This window comes from Phocaeicola sp. RTP21198st1_B8_RTP21198_201120, assembly GCF_040929485.1.
Taxonomy (GTDB): Bacteria; Bacteroidota; Bacteroidia; order Bacteroidales; family Bacteroidaceae; genus Phocaeicola; species Phocaeicola dorei.
The window spans coordinates 1-23,083 of sequence record NZ_JBCOCI010000081.1 but is presented as its reverse complement, the minus strand read 5'-3'; the positions used below and the strand labels follow the sequence as shown (position 1 = coordinate 23,083).

8 protein-coding genes and 2 pseudogenes are annotated in these 23,083 nt (G+C 41.3%); all 10 read left to right on the top strand.

Features of this window, described 5'->3' with window-relative positions; translation table 11 throughout:
* Positions 1-792: pseudogene (locus AB5935_RS19920) on the top strand (glycoside hydrolase family 43 protein); the annotation flags it as partial.
* 553 nt (positions 793-1,345) lie between these two features.
* A complete protein-coding gene (locus tag AB5935_RS19915) occupies positions 1,346-4,132 on the top strand; it encodes a two-component regulator propeller domain-containing protein (protein ID WP_038611300.1) in 2,787 nt (928 codons plus the stop codon).
* Positions 4,133-4,277: 145 nt separating this feature from the next.
* Positions 4,278-5,912, top strand: a pseudogene (locus tag AB5935_RS19910) (glycoside hydrolase 43 family protein).
* A 111-nt stretch (positions 5,913-6,023) separates the two neighbouring features.
* Positions 6,024-9,002, top strand: coding sequence for a glycoside hydrolase family 2 protein (locus AB5935_RS19905; protein ID WP_032934171.1), 2,979 nt, complete (start codon positions 6,024-6,026; stop codon positions 9,000-9,002).
* A 55-nt stretch (positions 9,003-9,057) separates the two neighbouring features.
* Complete coding sequence (locus AB5935_RS19900) at positions 9,058-10,248, top strand: glycoside hydrolase family 88 protein (RefSeq protein ID WP_038611297.1); 1,191 nt, start codon at positions 9,058-9,060, stop codon at positions 10,246-10,248.
* Positions 10,238-11,467 carry a DUF2264 domain-containing protein gene (locus AB5935_RS19895; RefSeq protein ID WP_032934151.1) on the top strand — a complete coding sequence of 410 codons (1,230 nt, stop codon included), beginning with the start codon at positions 10,238-10,240 and terminating at the stop codon, positions 11,465-11,467. The genes AB5935_RS19900 and AB5935_RS19895 overlap by 11 nt, the downstream gene beginning before the upstream one ends.
* Before the next feature lie 294 nt (positions 11,468-11,761).
* A complete protein-coding gene (locus tag AB5935_RS19890) occupies positions 11,762-14,629 on the top strand; it encodes a glycoside hydrolase family 2 TIM barrel-domain containing protein (RefSeq protein WP_368327531.1) in 2,868 nt (955 codons plus the stop codon).
* A gap of 244 nt (positions 14,630-14,873) precedes the next feature.
* Positions 14,874-17,852, top strand: a complete 2,979-nt coding sequence (locus tag AB5935_RS19885) for a SusC/RagA family TonB-linked outer membrane protein (protein WP_050764894.1) — start codon at positions 14,874-14,876, stop codon at positions 17,850-17,852.
* A gap of 47 nt (positions 17,853-17,899) precedes the next feature.
* Positions 17,900-19,489 carry a RagB/SusD family nutrient uptake outer membrane protein gene (locus tag AB5935_RS19880; RefSeq protein ID WP_032936398.1) on the top strand — a complete coding sequence of 530 codons (1,590 nt, stop codon included), beginning with the start codon at positions 17,900-17,902 and terminating at the stop codon, positions 19,487-19,489.
* Between the two features lie 190 nt (positions 19,490-19,679).
* Entirely contained in the window at positions 19,680-23,006 is a 3,327-nt protein-coding gene (locus AB5935_RS19875; protein ID WP_007836530.1) for a glycosyl hydrolase, read from the top strand.
* Positions 23,007-23,083 lie beyond the last annotated feature (77 nt).

The following is a 23,083-nucleotide window of genomic DNA, read 5'->3' as shown; positions in this document are numbered from 1 at the left end:
GGACATGCCGATCTGGTACAGACACCGACCGGAGATTGGTATGCTGTGTTTCTCGGTAAACGAATTGTGGAAGGAGGACTGGTGCCTTTAGGACGCGAAACCTTTCTTTGTGAGGTGAGTTTTCAAAACGGTGAACCTATCTTCAATCCCGGCATTGGTGTTATCGGAAACCGGTTGAAACGTCCACCTTTACCATGGACGCCGGTGTCGAAGACAGATAAACAGAATGATTTTGAAAGTTCTGCTTTATCACCGGAATGGGCTACAATGCGTATCCCTGAGCAACCTTTCCATCATTTTGCCGATGGCAACTTGTTTTTGTCTCTCCGACCTGAGATGGCAGACAGTCTGGTATGTCCCTCCATGCTTCTGCGCCGTGTACATTCCCATAATTTTTCTGCCACCACGACAATGAGTTTCTCCACCCGTCGGGCGAACGAATGGGCGGGCTTGGTTCTGTATCGTACAGCTAAAGGCTATTATTCATTACTGAAAGGAAAGAATGAAATCCGTTTGATAAAAGTACTTCTAGGCAAAAAAACAATAATTGCGACACTGCCTTGGAAGGAAAAATCTGTCATATTACGCTTGGTCGCCAAAGGAGCTACATTAACATTCTATGCCAGTTTGTCAAATGATATGCTTTATCAAGTGGGAGAGGTACAAAGTGTAGATGCTGTGTCGGATAATAAGGTCAACCGCTTTAATGGTACGGGAGTCGGAATATATGCGACATCCTATGCTCAAAAGAGTAATGCTGAGGCTCGATTCGATACCTTTGAATATGAATGATTAATTCATAAAAGAGACTATATAAGTAATGGTGTGTTTGGTGACTAGATAGACCTAGGGCATACTCGTTTTCCGGAAAACTTCATGTTGAAGGCTTCTAGAGCACGTCAATTGGTCTTAACTGTCTGTATGAACTGAGTCTTTGTCATGTCGCAAATGGCGTTTCGGTAGTGGTGGTATGCCTTATTGGTTTCAGCCAGTCCACAACAAAGCCGAATGAATATATCATTAAATCGGAGTTGCTCCATTTGAAGTGGATTCATCTTGAAACTGAATACCAAGAGAGAAAGCACTATTGACATTCCGGTCGGATGCACAGTCAGAATTATAAAAAAGACTGGAAAGAAGTCACAGGTGCTGAGAAAATAGGACGGGTACAGCTTCCGATTGAAGGACTGAGTGTTGAATAGGAAAAAGTGTCTGTTCAATAACCATATTCTTCTTTTTTAAATCATTCTTAATCTACTTAATTAAACCGACAAGTTGCAAATTCTTGAATTTCTTCCTAGCTTTGTATTCGTTTGTTTTTAACAGGAGTACTTACGTGAAGAATATGAAAAACATAGGAAGGATAGTATTACCAATCATTATTTTGTTATTGACTGTGCGGATAAATGCCGTTCCGGTCAAAGCATTTGATATGATAATAAGAAATCTTCCTAATTCGGAACAGTTGCCGACCAAAGAATTGCTTTGTATCTTCCAGGATTCGGAAGGATATATGTGGTATGGTACTGAGGGGGGAGGCTTGTGCCGTGATGATGGGTATACAGTGAAAGTATTCCGTTCTGATTTCAAGAATCCGGGAGTCTTGGAAAACAACAGTGTGACGTGTATTACTGAAGACAGTGAAGGGAAAATATGGTTTGGAACGAAGCGTGGTGTCTATATTTTGTCAAAAACAGATTATGAGATAAGGACACTTGCTGATGAAACGATAAAGAGTTGGACTATAACTACAATGACAGCGACGTCTGATGGTATGATCTGGATTTCGACTAACAGGCACTTGTTTCGATACAATGCGTTAGGGGAAAGAACTGGAAAATACATTCTTACATGGAAAGGACAGGAGAATACCGTCAATTCTATTTATGAGGATAAGAAAAAGAAAGTTTGGGTAACTCAAACAAAAGGTGGGCTTTTTTGCTATGATAAGGTAAAGGACTCTTTTATTTCATATCCTTGGCCCTATGAAGAGTATCCCACAAGCATGACGGAAGATCATAACACCCCGTATTATTGGGTTACTACTTGGGGAAAAGGTATTGTACGTTTTGATCCCAAGGCACAGGATACAGACAAAATGTTTGGATTGCAAACAGTGGATAATGCGTCTTCTAACTCCGATACCCGAAAGCTTCATCATATCATACAAGATTCTGTTAAGGGATATTTGTGGGTGACTGCGGCAGATAACTTATATGCCTATAAAATAACGGACGATGCATCTTTGGATAAGGTAGATCTCTCTCGTTTATTATCAGCTGACAGGAAAATCCTCACAAAGATTCTTTCCGATCAATCCGGAAACTTATGGGTGACAGGTTATTATCCTTCTTCTTTCATTATTTCTTTTCTTCCTAATGAAGTGCTTCCTTTGTCTATGGAAGGGGTAAAGCAAAATTTGGGGGTAATCGCGTCTCCTATGCAGTTTTCTCAAGAGAAAAATTATTATTGGATCAGGCAAAAGAAATTGGGACTATATGCTTATGATCCCCAGAGAGATCGTATATCTGTTGTTGAGAATGACAGGGAGCTCTCTTTTTTCTTTGAGAGGCCATCGGACAGAGAGGGGCTCTATATGGTAAGGGATCATTCGGTAATTTTAATTCGGTATAAGGAGAACCGGCTTTTTGAATCCATCGTATGTGCCATACCCATTAAACAAGGTGAGCGTATCCGTGCTTTGCATGATGACCACCATGGAAATCTTTGGATAGGGACTACTTACCATTTATTTCGGTATAGCTTGGAGGAAGACCGATTGACTACAGTCTGTGATGATGTTAGTTTTATAAATGCTATCGTTTCGTCTAATGAAGGAGTTGTTTATTTTGCAACTGAAAGTAGAGGGTTGTGGAGAATTTCCGGAGAAAGCCGGTTGCAAATAAAGGATACTGGAGAAAATTATTCGGTATTGACTGTCGCTCCGGACAACAATCTTTGGGTGGGTACTAAACAGGGTAACGTGTATAGTTATTCTTTGGATACGAATGATTTTATTTCCCGGACAAAAGATTGTGGATTGACAGGGGATGCTGTTTTGGATATAAAGTCGGATGACAATGGGAATCTTTGGATTCTTACATCACAGCGGGTGATGGTCTATCATCCCGGAACACATATCTTTAATATGATGTCTTGTACTGATTCTTGGATAAATTTGGAAGATTTCCAATCATTGTATAAAGGCCCTCGGGGAGAAATGAGCGTGGGTGGACGAGGTGGAATTGTGACTTTTCCTCACTATAACGAAAAAAAGAGGAGGATACCTGAGCCCGTGGTGCGTTTGACATCCATCAAAATGAATAACCTCTCTGAAATAGGAGTGGATAATCAAGAGAAAATAAGACTGTCCCCTCACGAGAGGAATGTGGAATTGTTTTTTTCAACTTTTGATCATTTGAATACAAATAAGGTAAGATATGCTTATCGTTATAAACAAAGAAACGATAAGTGGGTGACCTTGCCGGCAGGGAAAAATAGTATCGGCTTGTCTGATTTGTCAAAGGGGGAATTTGAACTGGAAGTTCGTGCTACAGATGAAAACGGACTGTGGAGTAAGAGTACATTGACGGTTATGATCCAGTGTCTGCCTGCTTGGTATGAAACAGGTTGGGCGTATTTGTTTTATGTACTTGTTGTTTTATCGGTTGTTTGGGGATTGGGCCGGATGTATATGAAATTACGGAAGCCCATTGTTGCACAGACTGTTCTGCCACTGGAACAAAATCCGGAGCAAAGGCATGAGATAGATCCATTGCCGAAAGAAGGAAAAGTAGAAGCGAATTCTATTTCAGCATCTGATGAGCAATTAATAAAAAAGGCATTGGACATGGTTGAGAAGAACCTTAGTAATCCTGAATATTCCATAGAAGATTTAAGTAGGGATATGTGCATGAGTCGTGCCACTCTTTACCGGAAGATTACATCTATCACCGGAAGTTCGCCTTCTGATTTTGTGAAGAATGTACGTCTTCGTAAAGCTGCGGAATTATTGAAAGAGGGAGGTCTTTCCATTGCTGAGATAGCTGATAAGGTTGGTTTTAATACACCTAGTTATTTCACAAAATCATTCAAGAAACTGTTTGGGGTATTGCCTACACAATATAAATAAGCTTATAACGGGCTCTGTCGTTTTATTTTGCAACATTTGTTCCATATCTTGCAACGTGTGAACGGTTTGTATCGAAGAGTGTTTTCTACTTTTACAACCTATAAAGAATATGAACCAATAATTAATTAAAAACGATTTGTTGGATATGAAATGTATTTTGTTGTTTTTATCGTTAGTCTGCTCGTTGAGTGTGAGCGCACAGTATTGTTCAGAAGTATGGTCTCCCGACAATGGGGACGGTACCTATACCAATCCTGTGATAAATGCTGATTATAGTGATCCCGATGTGGTAGCTGTAGGCGATGATTATTATCTTACAGCCAGTTCTTTTAACTGTATGCCCGGGCTACCTATTTTACACAGTAAAGACCTTGTTAATTGGGAGATAATAGGTCACGCCTTGCGTAGCCAGTTTCCTGATTCTGTGCGCACACAACATGGTATGGGTGTATATGCTCCGAGTATAAGATATCATTCAGGCGAATTCTATATCTATTGGGGAGATCCCGATCGGGGTATTTTTATGGTGAAAACCAAAGATCCTGCAGGTGAATGGGAAAAACCGGTGATGGTGGTTGAAGGTCTCGGGTATATCGATACGACTCCGTTGTGGGATGAGGATGGTCGTTGTTATCTTGTCAATGGATGGGCTAACAGTCGTATAGGTTTTAATGGTGTGCTTACTGTACGTGAATTGTCTGCTGATGGCACACGCGCCATAGGTGAGCCATGTATTGTATTCGATGGTGATGCTACAGGCAATGTTACTACCGAAGGGCCTAAGTTTTATAAGCGTGACGGCTGGTATTGGATTCTTTGTCCTGCCGGTGGTGTAGCTGGAGGCTGGCAATTGGCTATGCGCAGTAAATCGCCTTATGGTCCATATGAATGGAAACGTGTATTGGAACGCGGAAAAACCACGATGAATGGACCTCATCAAGGTGGATGGATACATACAAAATATAGTGAAGACTGGTTTATACATTTTTAGGATAAAGGTCCTTATGGCCGCGTGTGTCATTTACAACCTGTCGATTGGAGTAGTGGATGGCCTGTTATGGGGAATGCTGGTGAGCCTTACTGGAAATTCCGTAAGCCGAAATCAGATAGTAAGACTATAGTTAATCCTGTGGAGACTGATGAGTTTGATTCATCAAAACTTGGTATGCAGTGGCAATGGCAAAATGATTATAAAGAAAGTTACGGTCAAGCTACAAGTATGGGGTTTTTCCGCCTGTTTACGTATGCATTACCTGAGCTTGGAGATGTCAGTAATCTGTGGTATGTACCGAATATGCTATTACAGAAAATACCGGCTGATGAATTTACAGCTACCACAAAGCTGAGTTTTTGTTCGCGTAATTCAGACCAGTATGTTGGTCTTGTCTGTATGTCGGCCGAATATTCGTCTGTGGGTCTGCAACGTACCGAGGACGGTTACGAGTTACAGATACGCCATAATCCGAATGCCATGCGTACTCACTTGACTGATGAGGTGTTAACTGTGGATACCTTGAAACCCACACAAAAAGGAACTCCACGTAAGGGACGTCCTGCGGAGATGCATATAAAGGATGTGTACCTACGCATGAGTATAAAAGACAGCAAGGTGAACTATGCCTACAGCATTGATGGAAAGAAATGGAAGAAGGCTGGTGGCGAGTATGCTATGGGCAAAGGACGTTGGATAGGTTCAAAAATAGGATTTTTTGCCGTTGATCCAAATAAGACCGGTCGCAAAGGATTTATTGATATCGACTGGTTCAGGATTTCCCGATAGCTACTCTGTAGTCGTATCTTGCAACGTTTGTTCCACATCTTGAAACGTGGGAGCGGTTTGTATCAAGGTGGATTTTCTACATTTGCTGTTGATAAATCAATGAATAATACCATGAACAGACAGAATTTACTTATTTTATTATGTATGCTTTTGCTTTTTCCCGTATCCGGACAGAGCAATAACCGTGAGAAATATAATTTCAACCCTGGATGGTTGCTTTATATCGGAGATACGCCGGGGGCGGAAAGAACGGATTTTTCCGATGAAAACTGGAAAAAAATTACTTTGCCCCGGGCTTTTAATGAAGATGAGGCATTTAAAGTACATATATGGGGAATGACGGATACTATAGCCTGGTATAGAAAACATTTCAGGCTCCCTAAGACTGCAAAAGGGAAGAAGGTCTTTATTGAGTTTGAGGGAGTACGGCAGGCGGCGGATTTCTATTTGAACGGCAAGCATATAGGATTGCATGAAAATGGGGTGATGGCGGTAGGCTTTGATCTGACTCCGTTTCTGAATTTTGGTGGAGAGAATGTGATTGCTCTCCGAACAGACAATGACTGGAGGTATAAGGAGCGTTCGACTGGAAGTTTGTTCCAGTGGAATGATAGAAATTTCAATGCCAATTATGGAGGAGTACCTAAAAATGTATGGTTGCACATTACTGATAAATTATACCAGACCTTGCCTCTATACAGTAATTTACAGACTACAGGGACTTACATCTATGCATCCGATATTAAGGTAAAGACCCGTGAGGCGGTTGTTCATGCAGAGTCACAGGTGCGGAATGAGTATGGCAAGTCCGTTCATGTGGATTATGAGGTGAGCATTTATGATTATGATGGAAAAAGGGTCAGTACATTCCGGGGACAACCGACGACAATGCAGTCCGGAGAAACAGTTGTATTGAAAGCTTCTGCACCGTTAAAAGATCTTCATTTTTGGAGTTGGGGCTATGGCTATTTATATGATGTGAAGACTACCCTGTTGGTGAATGGCCGTCCAGTGGATGAAGTTGTTACTAGGACAGGTTTCCGCAAGACTCGTTTTGGAGAAGGAAAAGTGTGGCTCAATGACCGTGTGTTGCAGTTGAAGGGATATGCGCAACGGTCCAGTAATGAATGGCCGGGAGTAGGAATGTCTGTACCGCCTTGGATGAGTGACTACTCTAACGGATTAATGATTGAGCATAATGCCAATCTTTTTCGGTGGATGCATGTCACTCCCTGGAAACAGGATGTGGAATCTTGTGACCGTGTGGGGGTGATACAGATGTTGCCTGCAGGAGATGCGGAAAAAGATGCGACCGGCAGACGTTGGGAACAACGGAAAGAGTTGATGAGGGATGTCATTATTTATATGCGTAATAATCCAAGTATTTTATTTTATGAATCGGGAAATGAATCAATCAGCCGTGAGCACATGGTTGAGATGATTGCCATACGGGATCAGTATGATCCGTACGGAGGAAGGGCGATAGGTTCCCGGGAGATGCTGGATATTCGTGAGGCTGAATATGGTGGTGAAATGCTTTATGTGAATAAAAGTGAACATCATCCTATGATTCAGACTGAATATTGTCGTGATGAGGGGTTGCGTAAATATTGGGACGAATATAGTTATCCGTTTCATAAACAGGGAGATGGTCCTTTGCACAAAGGACAGGATGCCGGAGCATATAATCAGAATCAGGACAGGCTGGCTGTGGAGTTTGTCCGACGTTGGTATGATTTGTGGCGTGAGCGTCCCGGAACAGGCCGGCGTGTCAATTCAGGAGGTGCGAAGATTGTGTTTTCCGATACGCAGACTTATGGACGTGGTGCCGAGAATTATCGCCGGAGCGGTGTGGTGGATCCGTTGAGAATCCCTAAGGATGGCTTCTTTGCACACAAGGTAATGTGGGACGGATGGGTGGATGTGGAAAACTATCATACTCATATTATTGGTCATTGGAATTATACTCCGGATGTGAGAAAACCTGTTTATGTGGTTTCATCGGGAGATGCAGTGGAACTGTTTGTAAATGGAAAATCCAAAGGTTTCGGCAGACAGGATTATCGGTTCTTGTTTACTTTTGATTCTGTGCAATGGGAGAAAGGGACGATTGAAGCCATATCTTACGATGAACAGCATAAAGAATTGAGCCGTCATTCTCTTCAAACCGTTGGAGAGCCTGAACGGTTAAAACTGACCTTGATGCATAGTCCGCAAGGCGTCTTTGCCGACGGCGCTGATATAGCTATGGTGCAGGTGGAAGTGGTGGATGGCAATGGAGAACGATGCCCGTTAGCTAATCATAAGATAAAGTTTGATTTACAAGGCCCGGCTGAATGGAGAGGAGGAATAGCACAGGCGGCAGATAATTATGTGTTGGCAAAAGAACTTCCTGTGGAATGTGGTATAACACGAGTGATGATCCGCTCGACAACGCAACCGGGAAATGTGGTGCTGAAGGTGGCTGCGGAAGGGTTGGCTTCAGAAGAAATAGCTTTCAGTACGCAGCCGGTAGAAGTTAAAAATGGCTTAAGTACCTTTTTCCCATCCGTTGGGTTGCCCAGCCGCTTTGACCGTGGTGAAACTCCGTCCTCGCCCTCTTATAAAGAAACCAAAGTTGATGTCAGAGTGGCTGATGTTACAGCCGGAACAAATCAAAGGGATGCAGGGAAAAGTTTTGATGACAACGAATTGAGCGAGTGGAAAAATGATGGCAGGTTGAACACCGCCTGGATTACATATAAATTGGAAAGGCGTGCGGAAATAGATGATATCTGTATCAAACTGACCGGATGGAGGCAGCGTTCTTATCCGCTTGAAGTATATGCCGGAGAACACTTGATTTGGAGCGGGAACACGGAGAAAAGTTTGGGATATGTTCATTTGATGATTGACCGTCCGGTACGTTCTGATGAGATAACCATCCGTTTGAAGGGGGCTACTCAGGATTCCGATGCATTCGGCCAAATCATAGAAGTTGTGGAACCCAAGGCCGGAGAGCTTGATCTTTTCAAAGCTGAAGGAGGCAAGAAGGTACACAATGAACTCCGGATAGTTGAGGTGGAATTTTTAGAAACTTTGAATCAGTAATTTCAGAAATTAAGAAAATACGTCTATATTTACATCAATTATAAAATATCTTTTTATGAAAAATATATTCATAGGGTTGATAGCTGTTTGGGGGCTTTTTCTCGTTTCATGTGAAACAAGGGAGCCCATGGCTGAAGTAATAGAAAGAGGGCTGGAGGTTTCCAAACGGCAAGCTGTCTTTTTAGCGAAGGAAGTGGAAAATCAGAAAGGAAGGCTTCCACGGACTTATGAGGGTGGTGAACTGAAAACATCCGATTACCGGGCATGGATTTCCGGTTTTTTCCCGGGAGTGTTATGGTATTTGTATGAGAATACGCCTACGGATGAACTGAAAAGATATGCGGAACTATATACAGAACGGGTGGAGTCTGCCAAGGATATGACCACCACCCATGATTTAGGGTTTATGTTATATTGTAGCTTCGGAAACGGATATCGGTTGGCAAAGAATCCTTATTATTTAGAGGTGATGACTGTAGGAGCGGAATCCTTGACAACTCGTTATGATGAGCGGGTAAAAGCTATCAAATCGTGGAATTCAAATGAAAAATGGCAGTTTCCCGTCATTATTGATAATATGATGAATCTGGAATTTTTGTTTTTTCTTGCTAAGACAACGGGGGAAAAACGTTTGATGAATATGGCTGACAGTCATGCACAGACCACTCTTCGACATCATTTTAGAGATGATTATAGTTGTTATCATGTAGTTTCTTATGATACGCTTTCCGGACAACCACATTTTAAAGGTACTCATCAGGGGTACGCCGACAATTCGGCATGGGCCAGAGGACAGGCATGGGCACTGTATGGCTATACCATGATGTACAGGGAGACCGGAAAGACCGAATATTTGGAACAGGCGCGGAAAGTAGCTTCTTATATTAAGAATCATCCCAATTTGCCGGACGATAAAATACCTTATTGGGATTTTGACGCACCGGATATTCCTGCTGCTCCCCGGGATGCATCCGCCGCTGCTGTTATGGCATCGGGACTTATTGAACTGAGTCAGCTGGATAAAAGTAAGGAAGGAGCGGATTGGCTGGAGCTGGCAGAAATGCAGATTCGTTCTTTGTCCTCTCCGGAGTACCTTGCCGAACCGGAAACCAACGGAGGTTTTATCTTGAAGCATAGTGTGGGAAATTATAATAAGAATTCGGAAGTAGATGTTCCCCTGTCTTATGCAGATTATTATTATGTCGAGGCTTTGTTACGCTTAAAAAAACTACAGAATGAGAACTAGGAATTGTTTGTTGATTGCTTTTTGTTTTATTTTTTTGTGTGGAAAACTGTATGCTCAGCCCACAGGTAGTGAGGACCGTATGTACTGGGTGCAGACTTTAACAAGGATTGCTGATCCTGTGTTGGTCAATCTCAGTCAGGGCACGTTGAAAAAGAATATGCCGTTTGAGTCACTGTCTGATGAACCTTTACGTAGAAGTGTTTCCTATCTGGAAGCGGTAGGAAGAACCGTTTGCGGTATTGCTCCTTGGCTGGAACTGGGACCTGATGATACTCAGGAAGGAAAGTTAAGAGAAAGGTATATTCAACTGGTGGTTAAAGGACTGAAACAGGCTGTCGATCCGCAATCAGCTGATTATTTGATGTTTGATAACCGTCATTCCCAGCCCTTGGTAGATGCGGCTTTTCTTGTACAAGGTTTGTTGAGAGCTCCCAGACAACTTTGGGGAAATCTGGATGTGGATATTCAAAAAAAACTGGTGTATGAGTTGAAAAGAACGCGTGGCATAAAGCCTAATGAGAGTAATTGGTTGCTTTTCGCTTCGATGGTAGAAGCGGCCTTGTTGGAATTTACGGGGGAATATGATAGTCAGAGATTATATTATGGTGTAAACCGTTTCATTGATGAATGGTATAAAGGAGATGCCTGGTATGGAGATGGGGCAGAATTGCATCTGGATTATTATAACAGTTTGGTCATCCATCCGATGTTGACGGATGTATTGTATGTCATGAAAAAGCATGGATTGGAGCGTGCTGAGTTCTTGGAACGCCAATTGGTTCGTCAACAACGAATGGTTGCCCAGCTTGAACGGATGATCTCTCCGGAAGCCACTTATCCTGTAGTGGGCCGTTCTATCGTGTATCGTTTTGGCGCTTTTCATGCGCTTTCTCAAATTGCTTTGTTGGACAAGATTCCTCAGCCTCTTTCCAAAGGACAGATCCGTTCTGCTCTGACAGCTGTTATGCAGAGGCAGATATCTATGCCCGGTACTTTTGATGAAAACGGGTGGCTGAAAATTGGCTTTTCAGGCAGTCAGATAAATATGTCCGAACCTTATATAAATACAGGCAGTCTGTATATGTGTACAGCGGTCTTTTTGCCATTGGGACTTCCGGCAAATCATCCTTTCTGGACTGAGCCTTATAGTGAATGGACTAACCTGAAGGCATGGAAAGGTGTTGATGTAGGGGCGGATAAGGCTTTGAGAAAAGGTTAGGTGTCTATGAAAAGAAAAGTAACTTAACTTATTTACCCGGGTAAGTCAACTTAAATGCCGAAGTAACTTAACTTACTTGGTCTATGAAGATAGCTTACTTTTCATTGGCTGGTTTGCCTGATTTTAAAGAGCATGGAGATTTTTCCATATTAAAGGAAAAATCTCCATGCTTTATGTTTGTAAGTCAATAGAATAGCTATTGTGTAATATGGAATCCCCCTCTACTTTTGCATGGAATAAATTGCGGAACTTTAATTGGCAGATCATAAACAAAACACTAAAATATTATACTTTATGAATTTACGTACTATTTTTATTTCATCGTTTCTGTCATTGAGCAGCCTGGGGGTGTTGGCTCAGGAACGGATTAATTTAAGCGGTACATGGCAATTTGCATTTGCCGCTAATCAAAAGGAGGCGGACCGTTTGGAAAGGTTTTATACGTCTGATTTTGCTAAAAGCAAATTTAAGTCAACTCCTGTTCCATCCAATTGGGCCTTGTTGGGATATGAAGAACCGGTTTATCGAGGATTCAAGGATAATCAAGCCGGTGAGGGATTTTATGTGAGGGAGTTTACAATTCCTCAGGATTGGAAAGACAAACGTATCTTGTTGCATTTCGGTGGTGTATGGTCATCGGCTGAAGTTTGGCTCAACGGGAACGAACTGGGGCGTCATGATTGCGGATATACTTCTTTTGCTTTTGATGTGACGAATAAGCTGAAAGTGGATGAGCCTAACAAACTGGCTGTCAGGGTAAGGCAGATCACCCGTGAGTATAAGTTTGATGTTTGTGATGACTGGACTTGGGGAGGTATTTATAGAGATGTAACTTTGGAGGCTATGCCGGCTAAACGATGGATTGATGATGTGGTGGTGCAGACAACTTTTGACCATTTGTTTCAAGATGCGAATCTGGACATACGGGTGATGATCAGTGATAAGCATAAAAATACATTGCCCGGAAATTATCCTAGTCCCGGCGAGCCTTATAAGCTATGTTTCACACTCACTGACAAAGAAGGCAAAGAGGTGGCACAAAGACAAATGGCTATACCTGCCCATGTTTCGACAGATCGGGAGATTTGTTTGAGCTTGCCGGTTGAGGCTCCGCACCAGTGGACTGCCGAAACTCCTTATTTGTATAGCCTGAAAGTGGAACTTTTAGAAAAAGAGGCAGTAACACATACACGTATGGAACGTGTTGGTTTCCGTCAGATTTCCACTGATGGAGGAGTCTTCAGAATTAATGGACAAGCAGTTAAACTTCGTGGGGTGAACAGGCATGATGAACATCCGGATGTAGGTCGTGCCACTACCCGTAAACAGTGGTTGGAGGACCTCACACTGATGAAGGCTGCCAATATCAATTATCTTCGTCTCTCACATTACACACCTGCCGAAGGGTTTATTGAACTATGTGATTCAATGGGAATGTATGTGGGTAATGAAGTGACGCTAGGGGGAGCCGGGGATTTGATGTATGATCCTTCATTCTCGGGGGCGGTTCTGCAACGTTCGTATGAAACGATTGTCCGGGATATAAACAAGCCGTCTATTATTTATTGGTCAATAGGTAACGAAGATCCTTTGACCTCTCTGCACATGGTTTCTGTAAAATTGGTCAAGGCACTTGATCCCACCCGTCCGGTACTGTTGCCTTGGCGTCCTGAAGAATGGCTTCCTAAAGAAGTGGATATTCTTGCTCCTCATTATTGGAACCCGCAGGAATATGACCGGCTTGCCGGACATTCCGGACGTCCTGTTATTTCGATTGAATATACACATGCTTATGGCAATGATGCGTTTGGAGGGTTGGAAGCACGTTGGAAGGCATTAACTAAACATCCTGCCGGAGCCGGAGCAGCTGTATGGATGTGGGCGGATCAAGGGGTTAAGACTCCTGTCCGAAAGAAAGAGAAAGATTTGAGTGAAGATGAATACTTAAGAATTAATACAGCCGGTTGGGATGGTATTGTGGATTCCTATCGTAATTTCACTCGTGACTATTGGGAGACGAAGGCTGTCTATGCTCCGGTTTACCCTGCTGTGGACAAAATTTCATTTGTACCCGGTCAGGATTCGGTACGTATTCCTATCCAGAATGATTTTGATTTTACGAATCTTAGTTCGGTAAAGATGGCTTGGTCTGTACGGGAAGATGAGAATGTATTATATTCGGGCACTGATTCCATGTATGGTTATCCTCATACAGTGTCGGACTTTAAATTGCCGGTAGAAAAACTAGTGACTGTTCGTCCGGGAAGAACTTATTATGTGTGGTTTATATTTACAGATGAAAAAGGAACAGAGATCACTCGCAGGGCTGTTGAACTTTGCCCTCAGACAGAACAACTGATATCTGTTCCTGTTTGTCGTGAACTTTTGGTTACTGAGGCGGATCAGGTTACCATTGAGGCTGGTGATGTTCGCTATGTGTTTAGTCCGAAGAATGGACAATTGGTGTCTGCGGAACTAAAGGGAAAGCAGTTGATAAAAGACTTGTATCCGGCTATCTGGCGTAAATTAAATCAAGGTGAGACTTCCGGATTTGGTAAAGAAAATCTTCGTAAGGCTGTCGATCTTACTCATTATACGTCATCGGTAACAGCATGGAAGGTGGAGAAGACGCCAACCAATGCGGTTATCCGTACTACTGTGGATTATAGGGTGGATCAGGAGAATCGTTTTACAGTGACTTATCGTTATTCAATAGGAGTGGATGGACGCTTGAACGTTTATTATCAGATTCTTACTAAGGTAGCTGTACCTTGGTTGCCTATTGTTGGTATGTCCATGCAGTCTGTATCCGGGCTTGATCAGGTACATTGGTTGGGATTGGGCCCGTATGATGCTTATCCTAATAAGCAAGCTGCTCCTATATTGGGTGTATGGGGAGGAACTGCGGGAAGTCCGGATGTGACGGGAATAAAAGCGATGCGCTGGATGGAACGTTCCGGATCTGAAGGAACCATACATGTTTCGAATTCTGGTTATATGGAGAATGACGCAATGTGCCCGGAAAGAACTTATATTTTATCAGGAGTATTCGGTCGTCCGGAGAAAGGACGCCGTGCTGAAGAATCGGTTCCTCAACTTCGTACAGATACAGGAAAGCCGTTTGTAGGCGAGTTCAGTATTATGTTGAAGGCAGTTCGCTAGATTGTTTTCTTGAATGGGTGGAAGATTTTCCATGAATGAAGCCAAAAGTCCATAAATTATCACTGTATATAGGTAATGCAGTATTGTAGGAAAAGAAGTGACTTTATACGTTTGTACATGGCAAAGATATCTGAAGCCGGTAAAATAAAAGCATGCTAAATGATATTGATTACAAAACTTTAATTCGTTAATAATGAAAAACAACAGGAAACAAAGAGGCGCTTATAATGAAGTGTCTTTTAGAATGGTATTTTTATTAGTCTTTTTAATGACTACTGTTACCGGATTTGCACAAAATAAGACGGTATCGGGTATTGTAGTGGACAAGGCAGGTGAGGCTGTAATTGGTGCCAGTGTATTGGTTAAAGGGACCTCAAATGGTACTATTACTGATTTTGATGGAAAGTTTACTCTCTCTAATGTTCCCGAAAAAGGGATTATTACTATAACCTATATTGGATATGAGGGACAAGATATTTCGATAGCTGGAAAAAATACATTGAAAGTAATTCTGGCTGAAGATACTGAAACATTGGACGAAGTAGTGGTTGTGGGGTATGGTACACAGAAAAAAACTGATTTGACAGGTTCTGTCATGTCAGTGAAATCGGAGGATATTACTTCTGTAACAGCGAATAATCCCGTTCAAGCCTTACAGGGAAGGGTGACTGGCGTTTCGGTTGTAACGGATAGCCGTCCCGGCAAGTCACCTACCTTGCGGATTCGTGGTAATGGTTCTATCAGTGCAGGAAATGATCCCTTGTATGTAGTTGACGGATTTCCTTTGATGAATGGTTCATTAAATGAAATTAATGCTAATGATATTGCTTCAATGGAGGTGCTGAAAGATGCTTCTGCTACTGCTATTTATGGTTCCCGTGGTTCAAATGGTGTTATTATGATTACAACCAAAACAGGTGCCAAAGATTCTAAATCACTTACACTTAATGCTAATTATGGTTTTCAGATGCCGGGCAGATTGGTGGAAACAATGAATCATGAACAGTTTGTGGACTTTATTAATTCTGCTTATATGAATTCTAAAGGGATTACGATATATAATGATGAGAATCCTGCTCCTAATATACATACAGATTGGCAGAGGGAAACCATCAAGAGTAGTAGTCCTGTGCAAGACTATAGTATTTCTTTAAATGGTACTTCGGGTGATACACAGTATATGATGTCGGGTGGAGTTTATCTTCAAGATGGTTTGTTGTCTAATTATGATTATAATAAATATACTTTTCGTACTAATTTGCAGCATAAGTTTAATAACTTTATAAAGTTGGGAACACATATGCAGTATACTTATTCTGAAGGAGGGCTTGCAACAACTACTAATTATGATGGGGCATTGACCGAATTATGGCGTTATGGTTGGCCTACATTGCCTGTCTATCGGGAGGATGGAAGCTATGCAATACCTAATGATAATCCAGCCATATCCAGTTATTTTGATAGTGGTATTAAATGGAATGCAGTTAATTATTACAATGAGGTGAAAAGAGAATCTAGTGTAAGTCGTTTGTTTGGTGATATTTATGCTGAATTTCAGTTGGCTAAAGGGTTGACATTCAAAACAAATTTTGGACTTGATATAGCTAATACCAGAGATTATAATTATATAACTTCGGATTATACTTTATCCACAGGAACTGGCCAGGGTGGAAACGGATATTCTAAGAAGATAAGTAGAATAACTGAAAATATCCTTACCTATACCAATACATGGGGGAAGCACCGTCTTACAGCAACAGGGGTGTATTCATGGCAAAATTATATTTATGAGGATCTTTCTATCGATGGAAAGGGATTTGCTAACGATGAAACCGGGGCATGGGATATATCTCAAGCGAGTAGAGAAACAGTAGATTATGGTAGTGATAAATATCAAAATTCATTAGTTTCATGGACTGGTCGTGTATCTTATGCTTATAATGACAGATATCTCTTGACGGCAACTGCTAGATATGATGGCTCTTCCCGTTTTGGAGCAAATAACAAGTGGGGATTTTTCCCATCTGTTGGTTTGGCTTGGCGTGCAAGTCAAGAGGCATTTTTAATTGATAATAAATATATTACTAACTTAAAATTACGTGCCAGTTTCGGTGTAACAGGTAATCAGGAGATAGGTAATTATAAGTCATTGGCGCAATTGAATGCAGATAATTACATTTATAATGATGGAGAACTTCAAGGATATTATGAAAGTATAGGTAATCCAGACTTGAAGTGGGAGCGTGCCAATCAATTTGATATTGGTATTGATTTATCCTTATGGAATCGTTTGCACATTACTGCCGATTATTACTATCGTAAGACTTCCGATTTGCTTTATCAAGTTCCCATTCCTTCCACTTCAGGATTTTCTTCTATGCTGAGTAATGTTGGTTCCGTATTGAATAAAGGATATGAACTTTCAATTACAGGGAATATTGTTAATACAAATGATTTTAAGATAGATGCTACTATCAATCTTAGTCGTAATATTAATAAAGTGAAGGAACTTTATAATAATGTGGAATCTATTACACTTAGTTCCGGATTAGGGCTTAGCCGCTATTTAAAAGTTGGAGAATCTCTTAATTCCCGTTATGCTCTTCTTTCTGATGGCATTATCCGTACAGAGGAACAATTGAAAAAATATCGGAAAATTGAAGGTACGGCCAAATTGGGAGATGAAATGTATAAGGACTTGGATGGTGATAATCAGATAACTGCGAAAGACCAAGTAAACATAGGCACTACAGATCCTAAACTTATTTATGGTATAGGTTTGAATGTACAATACAAGAAGTTTAGTTTGAATATATTAGGAAATGGTGCCCATGATTTTGTCGGTGGTACGTCTTATTTGCAAATAGCAGAGAACCAGATAAATTCTAGCGTGATTTGTATGCCTTCGTTATATGCTTATGAGCGAATGTGGAGTGAATCTAATCCGTCAGGAACCTATCCTGCACCGGGAGCTTCCAATGTTCATGAAAGTGATCGTATAAATTCCGGATGGAACTATTTCGTGGTAAAAAGTATAGCCTTAAGTTATGATTTTGGTAAGAATCCTATTAAAGGGATTAAAGGTATCAAAAGTTTGAGTGCAACAGTGAATTTTCAGAACTTCATCACTTTCTCTAATCAGCGCGGCTATAATCCGGAAAATGGTGATATTAAATATCCATGGGTGAAAATTGTGAATATTGGAGTTAATGCGAAATTTTAATTAATAAATAATAAATGAATATGAAATCAATATATTTACGCAAAAAAATGTTGGTTGCGTGTAGGCGGCCTGTTGTTGCAACTCTGCTTGTGATTGTTGCTCTGTTTTCTAGCTGTACGGGTTTGACTGAGTCACCTTATACTTTTGTTGATCCAGGTAATTATTATAAGTCGGAAGAAGAATTGGAAAGTGCCTTGAACTCAGTTTATGCTGATTTTCGTAATTTTGCTAGTAATTATAAAACTTTGATGATTTTGGAACTTGTGACGGAACATGCCATGCCGGCTCATGCTTCTAAGGATGGAGTTATATCATTCAATTGTTGGCAAGGGGTAAATCAAGCTACTACCTACAACATTCAGATATGGGATAGTGGATATGAGATGATTAACCGATGTAATGTGGTTCTTGGGCGTGGTGATGGAGTGAACATGTCCGATGAAAAAAGAAATCAAATCTATGGACAGGCTCGTTTCTTTCGTGCATATACTATGTTTGTTTTGCTTCGTCTTTATGGGGGACTTGCTATACCAGAATCTTATACTGTCGGATTGGATGGTCTTGAAATTCCTCGGAAGACAGTAGATGAGACTTATGATTTTATTATTCAAGACCTGGAATATTGCATTGCAAATTTACCGACGCGTTCACAGTGGGGAAGCGGTTCTTATTATAAGGCAAGTAAAGGGGCTGCCCAGGCGTTGTTGGGTGATGTCTATTTGACTAGAGGTTGCATGGATAATAATAATACGGTTTATTTTCAAGAAGCTAAAAAACAATTGGGGGATGTGATTAATTCTGGTGAATATGAACTATTACCTGATTATAAATCTTTGTGGTATTGGTTTGTGGAGGAGGCTTCTAAAAATACGAAAGAGTCTTTGTTGGAGGTCCAATTCGGACCTACTCAAGTGAGTTCGTTGCATTGTAATTTTGGAATAAATGTTACAGATGAAAGTTTAGGAGGTAAAATGTATCATCGTTCGGCAATTTCACATAAGGATTATCTTTCTTATCAAGACGATGATGTGCGTAAGCAATGTTTTCTAACAGAATATACCATAACTGGTACAGATACCCGTCGTTATTTTGAACCTGAATATAAAGGCTTTTCAGGTAAAGGCGAAGGTAAATGGCCATCATCTGCTCCAGGAAATATGAAATTTTATGATCGGACTAAGTCTTGCTATGAAACAGGAGGTTCGAAAGCAAATTTAATTGCAATCCGTTATTCAGATATACTATTGAATTATGCTGAAGTGGAAAATTATCTGAATGGTCCTACGTCTGATGCGTATGAGAAGTTAAATAAAGTACATCAGCGTTCCTTATCGATTCCTGTAACACCGGGACTCTCAAAAGAGGAGTTTGATGATGCAATCTATCAGGAACGTACATGGGAGTTGGTTGGTGAAGGTTATTTATATTTTGACGAATTACGTACAGATCGTTTGGGAAAAAACGTTTATGAATATAAAACCTATATGTATGAGAATGGGTATTTTAATTGCCAAAAATTACAGTTCGTGCCCCAAAAAACATTTTTATGGAAGATTCCTCAAACGTCTTTGGATTCTAATCCTGCATTAGAGCAAAATCCGGATAACATATCGGATCCAAGATATCCGCTTAAATAGATTTTTAAGGTATTAAGTTAAACTAAGGTGAGCAATGTATGTGATAACGATTGTCTGTGATAGATAGTCGTTGTCTTTTTAAAGAGTAATATTGTTGTGGTGAACTATAATATTTAATTTTTTTCTATTCTAATGGTTTCTTAGAGCATTGTTGTGAATTAATTTGTGAAAATAAATAAAAATAGAAACAATGAATAAAAGACAAACTATAAAAGTGTTAAGGAGGATTGTAATGGGTAGTATCCTTACACTAGGATATTCTGCATGTTCTCCATTTCGTCCGGATGTAGCAGACTCGGCAACCATCAAAGAAGCGTGGGATGAATTTTCCAATCCGGCAGATTCTGCACGTACTAAGGTTTGGTGGTTTCATGGTGAGACAGAAACGACTCGTGAAGGAATTACTGCAGATTTGGAGGCATATAAGCGTGCCGGTGTAGGAGGAGTGGTTTATTACGATCAGGTGCATGGAAAAGGAGAGCATGCACTACCCGCTTTTTCTGTTGAATGGTGGGAAATGTTGAAGTTTGCAGCATCTGAGGCAAAGCGTGTCGGACTTTCTTTTGAAATAAATCTTTCGAATGGATATGTGGCGGGAGGACCTTGGATTACAAAAGCTTTAAGTATGCAACGTCTGACAGCAAGTGATACTATTATTAGAGGAAAACAACAGTTTGCTGCGGTATTACCAGCACCGGGTGATGATGAGTTTTGGGATATTGCAGTATTGGCGTTTCCTGTTCCTCAAAATCAATGGATGACAAATAATAGTCAGCGTCCAAAGGTAACATGTAATTTGCCGGGAGTTTCCGCTGAAGATTTCTTTTGTAAAAAAAGCAGATTGACGACTATACCTCCCCAGCAACCTGGCAAGTCTGTTTATATAAATCTGGATTTTGAAACTTCTTTCACAGCTCGTTCTATTACTTATCGGGTAAGCAAGCGGAGTAAGGCATCTACCGGTGCCATGAATGTTCCGGGAGCTCCTGCTGATGAATTTTATGGATCGAGTTATGTAAAACAGCCACCTTTGGGGCAGTTGGAGGTTTCGGATGACGGCATAAATTATAGTAAGGTGTGCGATTTAAAACCCATTTATCAAGCTGCTGCTTCTCGATGGGATCAGAAAACAGTTTCTTTTCCGGCAGTGACCGGACGGTACTTTCGTTTGAATTTACATGATTGGTGTCTTGCCGGAGATCAACGTCCTGAAATGGCTTTGGGCAATGTCACATTATCGTCTCGTGCCCGTATAGACCAGTGGGAAGAGCGTGCGGGCTTTTATTCCGAATATATTTTGAAAAACCTGACTCCGGCTTATACGGATGAGGAGATTATTGATCTGAAAACTATTGTTGACTTAACTTCAAAGATGGGAACGGACGGAAGATTGGAATGGGATGTTCCTGAAGGTGATTGGGTGATTATGCGCTTTGCACATGAGTCAACAGGTGGGCCGTCTAAGCATGGCCGTGCGAACTTGAAAGGTTTGGAGTGTGATAAGATGTCTGTAGAAGCAGTGACTACACAATGGAATAATTATGCTGCGAGGATGATTGATACGCTTTCCGCTATCAATGTGAAGCCTGATGGAGTAATTATGGATAGTCATGAAGCGGGGGCTCAGAATTGGACTCCGGGATTTGAACAAGAATTCCTGCGTCGTAAGGGGTATGATCTTTTTTCATATCTACCTGCCATGATGGGATATATTGTGGGCTCGGTTACTGAGACTGATGCTTTCCTTTATGACTTGCGTCGTACTGTTGCTGATGTTATTTCTGATAATTATTTTGGAACTCTCCAGACCTTATGTAATAAGGCTGGTGTGGATTTTACAGCACAGGCAACTGGTAACGGGCTAAGTCTTGTGGCTGATAATCTGCAAGCGAAAGGACGTGTTCAGAAACCGCAAGGAGAATTTTGGGCAAAGCATATACATGGCAGTTATGATATAAAGGAAGCTTCTTCGGCAGCGCATATTTATGGAAAACGTATTGCTTCGGCTGAGGCATATACTGATGCTAAGTTCAGCCAATCTTTGGCAGAATTAAAGAATCTTGCTGATTTTGCTTATGCGGCTCAGGTTAATGAATTTGTTGTGTGTGCTTCTGCTTATCAGCCTTGGTTGGATAAATATCCCGGCAGTACAGGAGGAGGACGTCACTATTGTCTGAATCGGAATAATACTTATTGGGAGTATAGCCGTCCTTTTTGGGATTATCAGGCGCGTTGTGCCGGATTGATGCGGAAAGGAATGCCTGTGGTGGATCTTTGTATTTATGTAGGACAAAATCCACCGGTGAAACTGCTGACTTATCGCCTTCCCGAAATACCGGAAGGTTATGATTGGGATGTGTGCACATCAGAAGCTTTGACAACTCGTATGTCTACTCATGGAAGCAAGATTGCATTACCTGATGGCATGTGCTATAAAATGTTGGTTGTGCAGCGTAATAATGATATGCCTTTACACGTATTGCGTCATATTGCCCAGTTGATTGAACAAGGAGGAGTGGTTTATGCTCCCCGTCCCGATAGCTCTGCTTCTCTTAAAGATAAGGTGGATTCTGTTGAGTATAAAAAGATTGTTGATCAATTGTGGGGGAAGGAAGACGTTGTTTCGGGTAAACGGTCTGTAGGAAAAGGAACGCTGTATTGGGGGATGTCATTGGCGGAGGCTTTGCGTCAAGCAGGTATTCGTCCGGATATGGGTATTGTAAGCGGGAATACTCCGACAGATAAGGTCTATTTTGCTCATAGGCGTTTGGCGGATGCTGATGTTTATTTTGTTGATAATCATAGTCAGCGATCATTTAAAGATGAGGTGGTTCTGCGTACCTCTTTATCGAATGCTTCTTATTGGGATCCTGTAACTGGTAAACGATATAGGTTACAGGCTCGTTTGGTAGCGGAAGGATTACATGTTAACATTACATTGCTTCCCGGTGAATCGGGTTTCATTGTGGTTTCTGATGACAGTCAAGAAGAACTAATGTTGAAACCAACCCGTGAGAACGAGCGGTTGGAAGCTATAAAGGGAGATTGGCAGGTTTATTTTGATCCACGATGGGGAGGACCTGGAGAAGTGGTCTTCCCAGTGTTAACGGATTGGACGAAACATGCCGATTCAGGTATTCGCTATTATTCGGGTACAGCCGTTTATCGTAAAAAAATCAATTTAGGAAAGGCTGCGGCAAATGAAGAAATAATTCTTCGTTTTGACAGCTTGAATTCTATAGGACGGGTTTGGTTGAATGGACAAGAAGTTTCAACTGTTTGGTGTACTCCGTGGGAGGCAAATCTGACTCCTTTCGTGAAAAATGGTGAGAATAAGTTGGAAATAGAAGTCGTAAACTCGTTGATGAACAGAATGATTGGTGACGCTTCGTTGCCTGAATCCAAACGACTGACTTATTCCTATCCCGAAATAGCCAAATCGACAGACGGATTGGTTCCTTCTGGAATTACAGGTGAAGTGTGGTTGGTACGTCGCTTTTTACAATGTATTAATTAAATAACCTTAATTCCGCAACACTATTATAAATTAAACTTTTTAAGTACCTGAGCAACAAAAAGTTGCTCAGGATTTTG

What these genes read in the sequence shown, in the direction of transcription:
- AB5935_RS19915 (WP_038611300.1), top strand. Translation starts at nt 1,346, where the DNA reads ATGAAAAACATAGGAAGGATAGTATTACCAATCATTATTTTGTTATTG.
- AB5935_RS19905 (WP_032934171.1), top strand. Translation starts at nt 6,024, where the DNA reads ATGAACAGACAGAATTTACTTATTTTATTATGTATGCTTTTGCTTTTT.
- AB5935_RS19900 (WP_038611297.1), top strand. Translation starts at nt 9,058, where the DNA reads ATGAAAAATATATTCATAGGGTTGATAGCTGTTTGGGGGCTTTTTCTC.
- AB5935_RS19895 (WP_032934151.1), top strand. Translation starts at nt 10,238, where the DNA reads ATGAGAACTAGGAATTGTTTGTTGATTGCTTTTTGTTTTATTTTTTTG.
- AB5935_RS19890 (WP_368327531.1), top strand. Translation starts at nt 11,762, where the DNA reads ATGAATTTACGTACTATTTTTATTTCATCGTTTCTGTCATTGAGCAGC.
- AB5935_RS19885 (WP_050764894.1), top strand. Translation starts at nt 14,874, where the DNA reads ATGGTATTTTTATTAGTCTTTTTAATGACTACTGTTACCGGATTTGCA.
- AB5935_RS19880 (WP_032936398.1), top strand. Translation starts at nt 17,900, where the DNA reads ATGTTGGTTGCGTGTAGGCGGCCTGTTGTTGCAACTCTGCTTGTGATT.
- AB5935_RS19875 (WP_007836530.1), top strand. Translation starts at nt 19,680, where the DNA reads ATGAATAAAAGACAAACTATAAAAGTGTTAAGGAGGATTGTAATGGGT.